Below are 15,261 nucleotides of genomic sequence, written 5' to 3'. Positions count from 1 at the left end.
CGGATCTCGTGGCTGCCAGGCACCGGCTTCTCCCGCTGTCGTGCGGCGGCAGAGGGCCGCCGCCGGCCGAGCCCGATCCGGGCCGGCGCTGCGGATTGCTGCGGTTGTGTGCCAATGCCTTCTCCTCAGGACACGAGGTACGGACGCGTGCATGCCGGGCCGAGGGCAGGGCAAGGCCGCTGATCGGGACGAAAGGGGGGTGCGACGCGCAGTGGAGCGCCGTCGGGGGGAGGCACTAGGACACACCGAACCGGCCGCGCTGAACAGGGCTCTTTCGGGGGCTCTTTCCCGCTCACATGGCTGTGGCGGTTCCGCTTGGCCGCCGCACGGTTCGCGTGGCGGCCATCGCCTTCGTGTTCCATGAAAGCCACCTGCCACCGGTGGGAGAAGATGTTCGCCTCCAACCCGCACACCGTGTGCGGAGCCCGCAAAATCGGTGAACGGCCCCGCCCGGCCCACCCGCTCAGTAGCCTTGTGATTACGGCGAGTTGGAGGGTGCATGGATGCCGCGACCGAGGAGTACCGCCTGCTCGGTGCAGCCATGCGAGCAGCCAGGGCCGCCAACCGCTGGACCCAGCGCGCACTCGGCACGCGATGCGGGTACTCCGCCTCCGCGGTGAGCCGGATCGAAGCCGGCACCCTGCGTCCCACGGTCGAATCGCTCGACCGCATCGTGTCCGTACTGGCGCTCGACCTCTCCGACCTGGGACTTCACACCCTGGCACGGGTGTTGACGGCCCATCGCGCCACGAAAACCCCTCGCGGCGCTATGGTGGCGAACAGTGCGACGGACGAGGAGGACGCCATGCGCCGCAGAAAGTTACTGGCCGGGATGGCCGCCGTCTCCGCCACGCTCGCCCTGCCACGCACCGCGGAAGCGGCCAGCCAGGAGAGCAGCCCATACGACACGGCCGCCGATCTCGAACGTCTCCTCTTCGCGCCAGCAGCGCCGGCAGCGGCACCGCTGCCCCTCGAGGTGCTGCACCGGGAACTCGCCGCAGCCCGCGCGCACTACACCGCGGCCCGCTACCACGAGCTCGGTGCGGGACTGCCGGAGCTGATCGCCGCCGCCGAGGCCCATCGCGCCACGACCACGGGCCGCTCGCGCGAGGTCGCCCACGCGATCGCGGCACGCGGCTACGTGCTGGCCACCGAGCTTGCCGCCAAGTCCCACAGCGAGCTGGCCTGGGCGACCGCGGACCGGTCCCTGCAGGCGGCCCGCCAGAGCGGCGACCCGGTCGTCACCGGCGAGGCGGTCCGCGTGCTCGCGATCACCATGCGACGGGCCGGCCGCCCGGCCGCCGCCGTGGACCTGCTGCGGCGCACCGCTGGCGACCTCGACGCCCAGGCGGACCCTGCGGCCCGGGCCGTTGCCGCGACCTTGCTGATGACCGCGGCCTACACCGCCGCGTGCAACCACGACGCCAGCAGCGCCCACGATCTGATGACGGGCGCGGCCGAGGCGGTCCACCGGCTCCCGGCCGACGTTCCCTCGCAGCGCCTCTTCACCGTCGAGGCGACCCCCGCCCAGGTCGACCTGTACCAGGTGGGCGTGCACACCGTGCTCGGCACACCGGACCTGGCCGTCCGCTACGCCGTGCGCATCGACCCGGTAGCGCTGCCGACCGCCGAGCGGCGGGCCCGGCTCGGTACCGACACCGCCCGCATGTGGCGCGCCCTGAACGACGGCCCCCGGACCCTGTCGGCGCTGCAGTTCGTGGAGCGCGTCGCGCCTGAGGAAGTCCGGCGTCCGGCGCTTCGCGCTCTGGCTGCCGAGCTGGCGTACGCGCCCTTGCCGCCCGCCGGCGCGCGGGAGTTCGCCCGTCGGATCGGCGTTCAGGGCTGAGGCACCGAGCAACACCCCGTTCCCGCTGCCACGTCGCACTGTTGCGCCCGGACCCGGTGACCGGGCCCGGGCGCAACAGTCGCGGCCGTTCAGGCCACGGACGGAAGCTCGGTTCTCACCCGGCGTCCGAGGGCCCGTACTCCGGCGTCGTCCTGCCACTGTCCGAGCCGGTCCAACAGGTCGTAGAGGTAGCTGTGGGCCCGCGGCGACCGCACCTGGCTGAGGATGTCCACCGACCGGTGCCCGTCGGCGACGGCCGCCTCCAGTTCGTGGTCGATCGCGTAGGTGCTGGCCACCACGGCGGCCTGGATGCCGACCGCGCGGGTGAAGCGGTCCACTTCCATGCCGCTGGCGGGCTTCGCCCAGGTCCTCGCGGCACGGGTGAGACCCAGGTCCCGATGGATCTCGATGCTGTCCGTCGCAAGCCGTTCCCACGTCATGTAGGAGATCCACGAAGGGTCGTACGTACCGGGCCGGATCCCGGACAGCAGGCTCTCGCAGCGCGCGAGCGCCGCCCCGGCGCCCGCGCCGTCACCCTGCCGCGCAAGCGCGCGGGACTCGGCAAGGGCGCAGAAGGCCAGCACCCTCGGCGCGGCGTGCCCTCGCCCCCGCTCGTAGGCAGCGGACGCCATCTCGGATGCTTCCGCCGGGCGCCCTCCCAAGAGCGCCGACAGAGCCATGGTGGCCAGAACGTAGCTCCCCAGCTCGACATCGCCGGCGGACCGGGCAAGCCGCAAGGACTGGATCAGCAGTGGGTCGGCCGCGCCGCGGTGTCCCGCGTCCATCGCCGCCCAGCCCACCACACGCGACAGCTCGGCCAAGGCGGCGTGCAGGGCCTGTCCCGTCTCGGCGCTGTAGGTCCCCCGGAGGAGGGGAGCCGCCCCCTGCAGGCAGGCCAGTACCTGGCTGGAGCGCCAGTCGCCGCCCCCGTGCCGGGAGTCCCAGACCTGAGCCTCGGCCGCGGCGGCCCACAGCTGGTCGACATCGCGTCGGCCCACCCGTGTGCCGCCGGAGTGGTCCGACGGTTCGTCAGCCGGCCGTGCCAGCCACCGCATCGTCGGCAGCGCGAAGGCAGCGGCACCCGGCATACGGATGAGATCGCGACGGTGCACGGTGCTCCAGCAGTTCATGGCGCCCTCAAGCGCGGCCTGGCGGTCCTGAGGGAAACTCAACCCGATGTCGGCGGCCGGATGGGGCGAACCACGGAAGCCTGCATCCTCAAGGGTGACAACCCGGCCCAGACATTCACTGAGCACCTCCACGATCCGCCTGGCGACAGCCTCGGTCCTGGGCTCCGCGCCGTCGATCCACCGCCCGACGTTCGTATGGGTGTAGGCGGTTCGGCGACCGGACGCGGGTGACTTCTCGTTGACTCTCCTGGCCAGCTCCTTGCGTGAGATCGGCGCCTCAGCGACGAGCGCGTCGAGCCGCCCGTTGGGCGTCGCTCCGTGGGACTGCATGCAGTGCTCTCCGTTCATGTCCGGGTGGGCCTGGAGGGCTCGGTCGTCCGCGGGCCTGCGCACAGGAGGTGCAGCTGACGTCGTCAACGAAAGGCGCCGTGCCCCCCGACCGGGTGTCACCGCAGGGCCTGTCCCCGGCATCAGGCGGCCAGGTCGGCCGGGGTGGCCAGCAGGTGCTCCGGCCGGGGAGCGAGCAGGTCCTCGCGGCCGGCGTAGCCGTAGGCGACGGCGATCGCGGTCAGACCGACCGCGTGGGCGTGGCGGACGTCGCTGCCGGTGTCACCGATGTATGCCGTCGCCCCGTACCGGTCGCGCAGGAGCCGGAGCTTGTCGCTCTTGCTGCCCTGCTCGTCCCGGGTGAGCAGCATGCGGGGCATCGCCTGGGCGGGCAGGTCACGGCCGAGCAGGGCGAGGACGCTGCTGCGGTGGCTTCCGGTGACTACCGCATACCCCGGCCCGGCGGCCAGTTCGGCCAGAGGTGCCATCAGCTCCGCGATGACGCCGTGCGGCTCTCCGGCAGCGGCTTGGGCCGTCAGCTCGGCATGGCGCTTCCAGAACCGCTCCGCGGTCTCGAAGGCGATCCAGCGGGTCAGCGAGGTGCTCAGCACACCCTGGTAGACGACGGGCAGGTCACCCGGGCCGGCCAGGTCGGGAAGGTCCCACAGCTCCATCTCGCTGCGGGCGCCCTGGTAGCAACGCCACGCCCGCTCGCGGGAGTCGTGCAGCACACCGTCGAAGTCGAAGACGAGCATCAGCGCACCTCGCCCAGGGACACGACGGGCACGCCGCACCAGGCGAGCAGCCCGGGGCGGGGCAGCAGTCGCGGCAGCTCCTGAAGCTCGGCGCGGGCCTGGGGCCAGGCCGGCGGTGCGCCCAGCGGGGCGAGCAGCAGCACGTCCCCCTCCCGCACCGGCTGGAACCGGCCCTGGGCCCACCGCTCGACGGCCTTCAGCGTCAGCTGCGTCTCCTCACCTGTGGGACCGGGCCTCGCCTGGGGTGCGGCAGTGCCGCCGAAGGGCAGCCGCGGCTGCATCAGCGCCGCGGGCGGCCGCGCCCACCGGTGCACGACCGGCACAGTCGCCCGCGCGGCGGCCGAGGTGTCGTTCAGGATGTGCTGGAGGAGAGCGGCTGCCTTGGACATGGCGCGCTGCAGCCGGTAGGCCTCCCTGGCGGTCTCGGCCGCGCGGTGCGCGTTGTAGGTCCGCGGGAGCTGCTTGCCGCGGGCCGTGCCGTGGCACAGCAGGGCCACGGCGAGCGCCGCGTGCCAGGGCTGTTCGTCGGGCAGGCGTCGGGCGAGGCTCTCGGCGACGGCGTCCAGGGTGCTGCCGAACGTGACGGTGAGCGCGGCCAGGTCGATCAGCGGGTTCAGCAACTCGTTGTCGCGGCGGTAGGCGTGGGCAAGGTGCCCGGTCTTGCGGAGCCGTCCCGCCTGGTCGAGGCACCACTTCTCCGCCTCGCACCGGTTGTCGGGCAGCGCCGCCGGGAGGACGGACAGCAGGTCGTGCAGCAGCGTGGCCGGCCCGGTGCCGTCCGTGCCGGTCAAAGCCTCGGCCACCGCGAGCAGGACCGCAGGGATCGGCCCGCCGGGTGCGGCGGGCTCCACCGGGAGCTGGCCGGCACGGGCGAGGACGTAGTCCATCGCCTCCTCCAGTCGGCCGGGCCCCGGCTGCGGGCCGAGCGGGGCCGTGGGGGTGAGATCCTCGCTGACCACGAGCGCGGGCGCCACGGCGAGCGTGAGGGGAACCAGCGGGCTCCGCAGGGCTGTCGCCGCAGCGCGGGCGGCGTCGCCGAAGATCCCGGGCGGCACCCATGCCGCGACTCCCGTGTGCCGGATTCCGCCGGGTGTCCGCAGCCGGACTGCGGCCCGGGCGGGCGAGCGGCGGCGCACACCCGGCCACGGGGCCAGGGCGGAGTTCTCCCGCCCGGGCACGAGGGCTTCCAGGACGAGCGGCCGGTCCGCGCCGGGCCACTCGGCGTGAGCCTGAAGGTAGGTGGACAGGGCATCGGGTTCCAGGCGGCGGGTCGACTGCCACTTCTCGCGCGGCAGCACGGTGACCGCGATCCCCGCCTGCCGCAGCCGCTGCACGTCGTCGGTGTCGAACACCGGCACCAGGACCTCGGCCCCGGGCAGTTCCCGGGCGAGAGCCAGCAGCGTGCGACAGGTCAGCGGCGGGTCGTCCACCAGCAGCACCCGCCGGTGGCCAGCCTCGTGGTGCTCGCCGGGTCGGACACCGATCACCTCCACGTCCACGCCGGCCGCCTCCAGGTGGGCGGCGACCAGCGGGGCCAGGTACGCGCCGCCGGTGCGCACGCCCGCCACGAGGACCGGACCGGAGCCGGGCCGGGTGTCCAGCCAGGTCTGGGCCAGGGCGGTGGCGTCCCGCCACTCCACTCCCTGGACGGCCAGGGACGCAGGCAGCCGCACGATGGACCGGTCGGAGCGGAGCCAGTGGGGCAGGCGGCCGGCGGCGGGCGCGAGGAGGGTGTCCTCGCCGTCGGCGAGCCGCCGAGCGGCCAGGCAGGTCGCCTCGTGCAGTGCCTTCGCGCCGGGCTGGCCGGTGTCGCGGCAGCGGATCCACAGGGCGGCCAGCGACTCGTAGCAGCGCAGGGCCGGCATGGGGCGCCCCGCCCGGGACGCGAGGTCCCGGGCGAGACGGCTGATGGTGAGCGGCCTGATGGCCGTCGGCACGCTCACGCGGCGCCCTCGCGGCGGGCCACGGCGTGCACCAGGCGGCCCAGCTCGCGGTAGGGGCTGCGGCTGGAAGCGGCCCACTCCGTCTCGAGCGCCTCCTGGTACTCCGTCTCGGTGGGCGTCCAGTCGGTGCGGTGGTCATGGAAGATCCGCACGCCCTGCCAGGGCAACGGCGTGAGCCCGTCGGCCCGGACGAGGTCGTCCAGGTGGGCGGGGGTGTCCCCTCGCGTGGTGATGCCGAGGTTGCCGACGCTGGCGGCCTGCCCGCTCTCGATCTGAGCCCGGGCCCTGGCGTACCGGCCGGTCAGGGCCTCCCGCACGCCCACGGCCAAGCTGTTCTTCGTCAGGACGCTGAGGATGCCGTCGGCGGCGACGAGCCGTGCAAGGTCGGCGACGGGGGCCGCGGAGTCGGGCAGGTACATCACGACGCCGTGGCAGACCACCGCGTCGAACGAGCCGTCGGCGAAGGGCAGGTTGCCGATGGCCCCCTCAAGGAGCGTCACCCGCCCGGCAAGGTCAGGAGCGGCCGCGACGCGCCCGCTCGCGGCGGCGAGCATGCCCGGGGACTTCTCCACGCCGACGACCCGGTGCCCGGCGGCCGCCAGGCGCAGCACCATCTCCCCGTCGCCGCACCCGACGTCCAGGACGTGGGCGCAGCGGTCGCCGAGCTCGTCGAGGACCCGGCGTGCGGTGATGTCGTGCCGCAGGCGGCCGCGGCCGCCGCTGGAATAGGCGGCGTAGCCGGTCTGGACGGCGGCGAAGTCGGTGGAGGGATCGGTGGTCATGGTGTGAACTCCTTCGTCAGGGTGGGCCAGTACTGGGCGAGGTAGAGGAACGATGGGTAGCGGCCGTCGGCCAGGGCGGCACCCGCGGGTCCCGAAGGGGCGAATGTGCCCGCGCGGATGGCCTGGCGGATGGCGACCAGGCGCGGGATCCGGCCGGCCAGCTGCGGCACCCGTTCACGGGCATCGGCCTGCGGGAGCCAGGCCGTCAGCTGGTCGGGGCGCATCTCCTCCCACACCACGACGTCCGCGGCCACCTCGCCCAGCAGCACGGTGAGGAAGTGCGGCACGGCGCTCGCTCCGGGGGCGGCTGTGCGGTGGCCCAGCATGGTGACGGTGCCGGGGTAACCGGTGCGCAGGGCGCTGAGATGGCCGGCGAACACGGAGCTGAGGCGGCAGGTCAGGCATCCGCACACCGAGCGGGCGCCGGTCAGGTCGTCGAGGGTGAAGATCCGCTCAGCCACGACCGCTGCCGGCGGCCGGGCCGTAGAGCCGGTAGTAGTCGTCGACGATGCCGGACTCGGCGAGGAGCTGGTTGGTCGCGGCCAGGTTGTGTCCGGGCTGCAGCCGCGCGTCGCCGCCGGCCAGGGCGACGGCGCCGACCGCCAACCCGGCCAGGACCAGGTCGACGTACCTGTTGGACAGGGACTCGGCGTAATGGAAGTTGATCGGCATGCCGTGCCCGAGGACGAGGACGTCCGGGCCATCGGCCAGCTGGTAGCTGGTGCCGAGCACGCCCCGGTCCGTCACTGTGATGCTGCCCTCGCGCAGCTCGTCCAGGCCGAACTCGTAGTTCCTGCTGGTGGTGCTGACCAGGAACGATCGCGGGGGCAGGAGCCGGGCCTGCGCGAGGCCGAAGCTACGGGCACCGACACAGCCGACCACCAGCCGCGGCCGGTGGGCCTCCACGAGGGCCTCGAGTGAGCGGCCGGTCAGGAAGCCCTCCTCGTGCGCGGCAACCAGTCGGGTGATGTCGGAGTCGAACACCGCGACCCGCATCCGCCGGCTCTCCAGGACCCGGGCCACCTCGTGGCCGATCCGGCCGAAGCCGAGCACGAGGGCGGCCTGGCCCTCGAACTTCTCGTCCGGCAGCAGCTGCAGCGTGTTGCGGACCGCCGAGTCGGCGATGCCGTAGGACTCGATCATCCCCTTCATGTCGCTCTCGGCCACGCTGAACAGCGGCAGCGGCAGCTCGAAGCCATCCACCTTCCGGATGCCGGAGGTCGTCTGCTCCACCAGCCCGGTGAAGTGCGAGGCCTGCCCGGGGAGATCGCGCAGCACGACGGGAAGGACGTAGCCGCCGTCGTCCATGACCACGCTCTGCTTGCCTGCGGCGGACACGCGGGCGATGTGCTACTCGATCCCTGCCCGCAGGTCCCGGTAGCGCCACACGGCGACGCCATGGCGGTGGACGAGGTGAGCGTCCACGCGGTGGGTGTGAGCGTAGGGGTACTCCTTGTCGATCACCGTCATGTGTGCCGGGTCCACCCCGAGGGCGAGCAGGCTCTCGACCAGGACCAGGAAGTCGCGCATGTGGTGGATCGTCAACAGTACGCCGACGTCGGCCAGCGGCTTGTCCGGCCAACGCTCGGCCAGGCGGCTGGTGAGCGGCAGCTCGCAGACGGCCGCGGCGATCTCCGTGGTGGTGAACGGCAGGTGCCGTGCGACCGAGAAGAAGGCCTGCGCCTCGGCCGGCGCGCCCTGTTCGAAGGTGGCGATGAGACGGTGCGTGTGCTGGACGGCGGCTGCCGCGTCCGCCGGGGTGGCCAGCGCCACCCGCCCGCGGCCGCCGTCGGCGAGCGTGCACAGCCACGACGCCGACACCTCGTCCCACTGCACGCTGCGCACGTCGGGGCTGGCCTCGAGGCGGGCGGCCAAGTCTGCGGTCAGGTGACGGGCCTCGTCCGCGCTGGCGACGACGTCGACCGCGTGGACGAGCGAGTGTTTCACGGATGCGGGCACGGGGCCCTCCTGTCGGGTGGGTTCGGGTCCGGCAATGCGCAGGTCAGAGTTCGCGGGGAAGGGTGAAGGTGAGGCAGCGGCCGGTGATGCGCATACCACAGGCAACGAAGTCGGCCGGGTCCTGCCTGGTCACCGCCCGCACGGTGGCCAGGTGTTGGGCTGCTGCTGCCGTGTGCGCCGCGGTGATCAGCAGTCGGCGGACCCCCTGACCGCCGGCCCACACGTCGGCGAGCAGCAGTTCACTGCCCACTGCGTTGCGCTGGGCCAGTGCCAGGAGCAGCGAGCCGGTGGGTGGGTCCAGCAGCAGGTTCTGAAGCAGGAACCGGGCGTCGTCGCGCCACCGCCGCAGCGTGGCCCCGGCGAACGCCGGCTCATGGTGGCCGAGCCGGAAGGCTGATGCCGCCACGTAGGTGTCCAGGTCCTCGACGCTTTCGGCGGTGACGGCGTCGAAGGCACCTGCGGCCGGTGTCCCATGCAGCACGGTGATGGTGTCGAGCTGCTTCCAGCCGGACCGGGTGAAGAAGTCGGCGGCGCCCTCCCGGTCCGCTGGCACGTCCGTGGTCACCATCGGCCACGGGGCTGCGTCAACCATCGTGTTCAGCAGAACCGTGCCCAGGCCGGCCCGGCGGACCGAAGGGGCGACGACGGGGCCCCAGAGGCGTGCCCGCCTCTCACCCGGCTCGGGGCGGCGCACCGCGCACCAGCCGACCATCTGCTGGCCGTCCCGCGCCACCGCCAACACCGGAGGCTCCCCGGTCAGCGCGTTGGCCAGCCTGGACCGCACCAGCGAGGAGCTAACCGGACGGTCGTCGCTGAAACCGGCGATACACCTCTGGGCGAGGACCGCGAGCTCCTCACACAGGCGATCCTCCAGCCCATCGACGAGGCCAATTCGACACGGATCGACTGGGACGGTGCCCGGGGGAACTGGTGCGGCACTGAGCGGGGAAGGACGCCGACCGACGTGGTGATTGCTCATCGCGCACCACACTCCTTCTTCGTAGGGACGGCGGGACAGGACTGGGGCTCGACCAGGGGTAGACGGCGGGCCGGGCGGTAGGGAAGACGCCCGTAGCGGGTAATGGCCGCCCAGTCACTGGTGCAGGGCGCCGTGCTGGTCACGGCCGGGCCGCGGCGTGTGGACGCGCGATGAGGGATCTCACAGGACGCCACCGGTGGAGGGGATCTCGGTGACCGGACGACGGTCGGCGGCGGGGAGCTCGAACTCCGAGTGCGCCAGGTGCATCACGGCCTGGAGCTCGAAGTGCGTCACCGCTGCATCCGGCACCAACTCGCGGGCCTGCTCAGGAGCGGCAAGCAGCCGGATCGGCATCGGCGCGCAGGGTGCCGGGACCAGTGGACCGACGACCCTCAGCCTCGCCGCCACGCTCGCCGTTGCCTCGTCGCCGATCAGGTGGTGCCCGAAGACCTCGCGGTCCTGACTGAGCGTCGCCTGGGCAGTGGTCGCGGCCACTGCTCCCAGTGCCATCATCGGATCCTCCCCTCCTGCTCCGCCGGGCAGACCGGTGCGGCCGGTGGCCGGGTCGTGGAGCAGCAGGACCCGGCCGTCCGGTGCGAAAAGCCAGCCCCGGACGTGCGTCGGTGTTCCGTCCCAGCTGTAGCCGAGCATCCATCGGCCCTCCGCGGCCACGGTGCGGGTGGCCAGGACGCTGTGGCGGTCGAGCGCGCCAGGATGGCGCGGCCTGCCGTGTTCGAGCTCGGTGACGGTGCCCTCCACGCGGGCGTGCAGAGCAGCCAGCAGCCGGCGTGACCATCGCGGGGGAAGGACCTTGTCCAGGTCGCCCGGCGCGACGAACCGAGCCTGGCCACCCGCCTCGAGTTCGGCATGTCGAGCAGCAGTCGACTCTCCCCCGTAGAGGTGGACGATCTCCGCACTGCCCGTGGTCTCCGGCGCGGGAGCGGTCCAGTCGACGGCCAACAACCGGCCAGGCACCGCGTCGTGTCCGGTCGGTGCGAGCAGCGCACGCACGGCCGCGTCGTGCGGGCTCTCCCCGCTCTTGACGGGCATGGCGAACGGTTCGAGGTGCTCGCCGGCCGGACGAAGGGCCACCCGGCCGTCCGGAGCGGTAAGGACAACGACAGTCTGAAGGGAGTGGACCTGGTCGGTGCCGGAGGTGGTGCGGGTGGGCAAGGAGACGTCCTTCGTCGAGTAGGGGGTGGCAGCGGGAACGGCGGCGAGCCCGGTGTGCGTCAGGCGGATCGCGCGCTGGAGAGCATCCGCTGGTACGCACCCGTGGGGTCCGGCCACCGGGGCAGCGCGCACGCCCTCCGGTCCGGCCGGCTCGTTGACGACCCACGACTGCTTCGGGCGAGTCGGAGCACAAACGGTGGATGGCCGTCTGCGCAGCTCCGTCCTCCGCCTGGACCCCGAACACGGTCGTGGTGACCTGGGGCAGTCGGCCTTCGTCGGAGCCGATCAGGGCGTCTACGTCCTGGAAGTGGTCGCAGAACAGTCGCAGCAGCTGCGCCATCGTCGTGGCGAGCGCCACGACTCGGAGGTCGCGGGCGTCCAGCACGGCGGCCCCCTGAAGGGAATCGGCCACCTGCCTTACCCCGCCCGGTTGCGCTGGGCGGCGTCGGGACTGTTCACGACCGCCGCTCCGGGCGGCCCGTCACCGCTGAGGCTACGAGCCCCCCTCCCCGGCATGATGCCGATGTTGGGCACCAGCGTGACGGGGCGCCGCAGGGCTGTCGGCACTTCCAGCTGGGCTGCAGCGCTCACCAGCGCTTCCAACTCACGGTCGGCCACCTGCCCCGGACACAGCTCCTGTACCTGCGCAGGGGTGGCCAGGATCCGTGCGAGGCGGGTCGGGCCGGGTTGCTTGGGCTGCGCTCCAATGTGGGTGACGACGGTGGCGATCCGGGCTTCGCTGTGGTGATGGCCGAGGAGCCTGGTTCGGACCGGGTCGATGTGGAGTCCGAGCAGAGCGCCCGCACGGGTGAGGGCAGTTGTCGGATCGGTGCTGTCGACCGGTCCGCCTGGCAGGCGGGCGTGGCCGGTGGCAGGGTCGTGAACCAGCACGGCCCGCCCGTCCGGGGTCAGTAGCCAGCCGCCGACACCGGTGACGGTGTGTGCATCGGCTGCGGGGCCGGGACACCAGGTGCCCACGGTTGGCCTGGGCGGGGTAGCGAGGAGACGGGGCAGGTCCACCTCGGCGGCCATCGTGGGGTGCCCGTACTCCAGGAACGCTGTGATGTCCTCGATCCGGGCGGCCAGCGCGGCCAGGATCTCCCGTGCCTCGCCCGGAATGCTCCTCTCCAGCTCCCAAGGCGCGACCAGCACGGCGGTGGCCCGGTTGCCGGCATCGGCCGTGAGTGCCGCGACCTGCGCACCGCTGAGTACAGGGTGGTCGTGGACGATCAGGGCCTCGCCCACCTGACCGGCGCCGCCCGGCTGAAGCGAGACGGCCAGCTGCCGACCGGCCGTCAGCCCGATCAGGTTCGTCGCTTCGGCAGTGCGTCGGGCGGCCACCGTCTTGGGCACAACGCCGGTGGGGACGATCCCGCCGGGCAGTGCCGGGCGCGTGCTGCCGTCCGGCGAGGGCGTCGGTACGAGCACGATCCGGCCCTCAGGGGTGAGAAGAAGCAGCGCGGCGCGGATGCGGTAGTGCGCGGTGTCGGCCCTGTCCGGTTCGACCGTCGTCGGGTTGTCCGTCATTGAGTTGCTCCGGGGGCCAGTCGTACGTCCGGGTAGAGCGGGGAGATCGCCGACAGGGCCAGGGTGCCGGAGGCGATCGCGGTGAACGCCGCCTGGGGCCGGCGGGGGCCTCCGAGCTCGGCCACCACGTCGGTGAGGTAGCCCCGGGCGGTGTCCCGCGACACCTCAAGGCGCTCGGCGATCTGTTCCTCCTCCAGCCCGGAGATCAGCAGTTCCAGTGCGCGCCGTCGGCGAGGCGCCAGGTGCAGCGGGCCGCGCAGGTTGGGCAAGGCGAGGTCCGCGCTGGTGAATCGGCGGTGTGCGGCGACCATCGCGCCGGCCTGCGGCAGGTGCAGCGCGCCTAGCAGGTCGCACACCCGGTTGGCGGCGCCCGCGATTTGCGCGGAAGTCAGACCGACCAGCTGAGCGCGGTCCTTGAGCCGGCCCGGTGTCAGGACGAAGCGCACCAGCTGCCAGCTGTCCTTGTCGAGGGCGGGCAGCGCGGGCAGGGACGGGGGAACGTCGGCGGCCGGGGTGTGGGTGGTGCAGGTCATGACAGCGCCACGACCTGGTGGGTGGCGCCCACGCCCGTCTTGGCGTCGGCCGGGGTCCGCTGGCTGGGTGTAGGTTCCGCATCGGGCTGTCCACCGGCATCGCTCGGACCAGCAGATTCCACAGCTGATCCACCAGCTGTCCGCAGGCCTTCGTCCCACTGCCGTGTCCACTTCTTCGGTCCGCGCACTGCGCCGGGGGCGGAAGCAGACGTTTCACCTGCGGGCTCCCGGACCGGTGTCGATTCCGCCCCTGCGTGGACATTGGAAATGAGATCTGGACACGCCGAACGGGATCCCACACTGGGCAGAGTGGGCCTGGTCGTCAGGTCGGCAAGCAGCAGAGCAGTGTCGGCCAGCGCGGCGAGTGTGAAGCCCTGGGGCAGGTTGCCGAGCAGGCGTCCGGCGGTTGAGTCCCATTCCTCGGCCAGCAGCCCGGTGGTGCCGCGCAGGGCGAGGAGGCGCTCGTATCGCGTGATGGCCTCCTTGCGGCGGCCGATCATCGCCAGGGCGTCGACCTCCCAGAATCCGCAGAGCAGGAACGCGCCTTCGTGCCCGGCCAGGCCGTCGACCTGGTGCTCGCCGTGGCGGCCGGCACCCGGGTAGCGCAGGAGGAACCCGCCGGTGGTGGTGAGCTCACGCTGGATGGCCTCTATGGTGCCGATCACCCGCTTGTCGTCCGGCGGCAGGAACCCGATCCGGGGAATCAGCAGCAGCGCGGCGTCCAGGTCTGCGCCGTCGTAGTACTGGGTGAACGTGTTGCGCTCGCTGTCGTATCCCTGCTCGCAGACCTGGGCGTGGACGGCGTCGCGGGTGGCGGCCCACCGGGCGACGGTCTCCTGCGGCACGCTGGCGGCACCGGCCTGGGCCAGGCGAACTGCCCGGTCGAGCGCCACCCAGCACATCACCTTCGAGTGGACGAAGTGACGCTGCGGGCCGCGGACCTCCCAGATCCCGGCGTCCGGCTGCTCCCACAGCTCTTCCAGGTGGGTGACCAACTGCGTCCACAGTGCGGTGACCGGCCTGGTGAGGTGGATTCCCGCCTGGTGGGCGTGCCAGATCAGGTCGAGGACCTCGCCGTACACGTCGAGCTGCAGCTGGCCGGCGGCGCCGTTGCCGATGCGTACCGGCGTCGAGTTCGCGTAGCCGGGCAGGTGGTTCAGGGTCTGCTCCGTGAGGTCGTGCGTCCCGTCGACCCGGTAGATCACGCGCATCTGCCGGGCGTCGGCGCCGACCGCGCGGGCCAGCCAGCGGAGCCAGTCCTCCACCTCGGCCGTGCGGCCCAGGCGTAGCAAGCTCATGCACATGAGGGCGGCGTCGCGCGGCCAGCAGTAGCGGTAGTCCCAGTTACGTTCGCCGCCGACTTCCTCGGGCAGGGAGGTGGTGGGGGCGGCGATGATCGCTCCGGTCGGGGCGTAGGTGAGGGCCTTGATCTGCACCGCCGCAGCGATGGCCTCGCGCGCGTATGGGCCGCGCGCGATGAGGGTCGTCGTCCAGGCGGTCCAGAACGCGCGGGTGCGCGCCAGTTCGGCGCGCGGGTCGGGAAGCGGCTGGCCGCTGTGCTGTTCCCCGCTCCAGGTCAGACTGAGGGTGAGCTGCTCGCCCTGCCGCAGGACCAGGTCGGTGACCGCGGTGGCGGCGGCAACCCGGGTCGGTTCCTCGTTTACGCCCGCGGCGGCGGGGTGGCGGACGTCCAGCACCAGTGCGGCCGGGCCGGCCGAGGCGACGAAGCGGCGGTGGGTGCCTTCCCGGTCGGGGCCGGCAGCCATCAGCGGCACGGTCGCGCCGTAGTCGGGGCGCGGCGCCAGCACCGAGCGGACCTGCACCTGCCCTTCGAGTGCTTCGGCGATCCGGATCAGCCGCGGCCCCGCCGTGTCACTGGCGGTGTAGGGCGGCATGAAGCTGGTCACCCGCAGCCGGCCGCCCTCCGTCGCCCACTCCTGCACCAGCACGGGGGCGCCGTCTGGGTCGTAGGTGTGCCGCACGGCCAGTGTCGGCCCGGTGGCGGGCTGCACGCTCCAGTGGCCGTGGGCGGGGGTCCCGAGAAGTGCGGCGAAGACGGCCGGGGAGTCGGGGCGGGGCCCGGCGCCCCACAGCACACGGCCGTGCGGGTCGATGTGGACGCTCGCGCGCAGGTCACCAAGGTGGGCGAGGTCTTCCAGGCGCGGGCTCCGCCAGGCGGGCAGGTCGGTGCTCGCGCAGTCGGGCGAAGCGGGGGTAGCGGCCTGGGTGGGGATGGTGGGCATGGGTCGTCCTGGTCTCAAGGGTGGGTGGTGGAAAGCTCGGGGTGGTCGTGGCGTTCGGGAAGGT

The 15,261-nt window shown here is 72.8% G+C and carries 12 protein-coding genes and 1 pseudogene; 1 reads left to right on the top strand and 12 read right to left on the bottom strand.

The annotated features are described in order from the left end of the window. Nucleotides 1–499 precede the first annotated feature (499 nt). The gene (locus OG689_RS42280) at nucleotides 500–1,846 is read left to right on the top strand and encodes a helix-turn-helix transcriptional regulator (RefSeq protein ID WP_266328646.1); all 1,347 of its coding nucleotides are present in this window, start codon (nucleotides 500–502) and stop codon (nucleotides 1,844–1,846) included. An 89-nt stretch (nucleotides 1,847–1,935) separates the two neighbouring features. On the opposite strand, the gene OG689_RS42275 is transcribed toward OG689_RS42280, so the two are convergent. From OG689_RS42275 to OG689_RS42220, 12 genes and pseudogenes are all read right to left on the bottom strand, one after another. Further along, a complete protein-coding gene (locus tag OG689_RS42275; RefSeq protein WP_266328644.1) occupies nucleotides 1,936–3,306 on the bottom strand; it encodes a hypothetical protein in 1,371 nt (456 codons plus the stop codon). Between the two features lie 140 nt (nucleotides 3,307–3,446). Then, nucleotides 3,447–4,058: an HAD hydrolase-like protein gene (locus OG689_RS42270; RefSeq protein WP_266328642.1), complete on the bottom strand. Its 612-nt coding sequence runs from the start codon at nucleotides 4,056–4,058 to the stop codon at nucleotides 3,447–3,449. Then, complete coding sequence (locus tag OG689_RS42265; RefSeq protein ID WP_266328640.1) at nucleotides 4,058–6,001, bottom strand: phosphoribosyltransferase; 1,944 nt, start codon at nucleotides 5,999–6,001, stop codon at nucleotides 4,058–4,060. The genes OG689_RS42270 and OG689_RS42265 overlap by 1 nt, the downstream gene beginning before the upstream one ends. Beyond that, nucleotides 5,998–6,783, bottom strand: coding sequence for a class I SAM-dependent methyltransferase (locus OG689_RS42260; RefSeq protein WP_266328638.1), 786 nt, complete (start codon nucleotides 6,781–6,783; stop codon nucleotides 5,998–6,000). The genes OG689_RS42265 and OG689_RS42260 overlap by 4 nt, the downstream gene beginning before the upstream one ends. After that, nucleotides 6,780–7,244, bottom strand: coding sequence for a hypothetical protein (locus OG689_RS42255; protein ID WP_266328636.1), 465 nt, complete (start codon nucleotides 7,242–7,244; stop codon nucleotides 6,780–6,782). Before OG689_RS42255 ends, OG689_RS42260 begins: the two co-directional genes overlap by 4 nt. Next, nucleotides 7,237–8,121 carry a hypothetical protein gene (locus tag OG689_RS42250; RefSeq protein WP_266328634.1) on the bottom strand — a complete coding sequence of 295 codons (885 nt, stop codon included), beginning with the start codon at nucleotides 8,119–8,121 and terminating at the stop codon, nucleotides 7,237–7,239. Before OG689_RS42250 ends, OG689_RS42255 begins: the two co-directional genes overlap by 8 nt. Before the next feature lie 12 nt (nucleotides 8,122–8,133). Beyond that, complete coding sequence (locus OG689_RS42245) at nucleotides 8,134–8,742, bottom strand: hypothetical protein (protein WP_266328632.1); 609 nt, start codon at nucleotides 8,740–8,742, stop codon at nucleotides 8,134–8,136. 43 nt (nucleotides 8,743–8,785) lie between these two features. Further along, nucleotides 8,786–9,526 (bottom strand): GNAT family N-acetyltransferase, encoded by a 741-nt coding sequence (locus tag OG689_RS42240; protein ID WP_266328630.1) that lies wholly within the window; start codon nucleotides 9,524–9,526, stop codon nucleotides 8,786–8,788. A 375-nt stretch (nucleotides 9,527–9,901) separates the two neighbouring features. After that, nucleotides 9,902–10,894, bottom strand: a complete 993-nt coding sequence (locus tag OG689_RS42235) for a hypothetical protein (RefSeq protein ID WP_266328628.1) — start codon at nucleotides 10,892–10,894, stop codon at nucleotides 9,902–9,904. A gap of 417 nt (nucleotides 10,895–11,311) precedes the next feature. Beyond that, a complete protein-coding gene (locus OG689_RS42230) occupies nucleotides 11,312–12,421 on the bottom strand; it encodes a hypothetical protein (RefSeq protein ID WP_266328626.1) in 1,110 nt (369 codons plus the stop codon). Beyond that, nucleotides 12,418–12,954 (bottom strand): hypothetical protein, encoded by a 537-nt coding sequence (locus tag OG689_RS42225; RefSeq protein ID WP_266328624.1) that lies wholly within the window; start codon nucleotides 12,952–12,954, stop codon nucleotides 12,418–12,420. Before OG689_RS42225 ends, OG689_RS42230 begins: the two co-directional genes overlap by 4 nt. A gap of 332 nt (nucleotides 12,955–13,286) precedes the next feature. Continuing rightward, nucleotides 13,287–15,137, bottom strand: a pseudogene (locus OG689_RS42220) (glycoside hydrolase family 15 protein); the annotation flags it as partial. Nucleotides 15,138–15,261 lie beyond the last annotated feature (124 nt).

Origin of the sequence: Kitasatospora sp. NBC_00240 (genome assembly GCF_026342405.1) — a bacterium.
GTDB lineage: Bacteria > Actinomycetota > Actinomycetes > Streptomycetales > Streptomycetaceae > Kitasatospora.
This window is presented reverse-complemented; position numbering and strand designations above follow the sequence as displayed.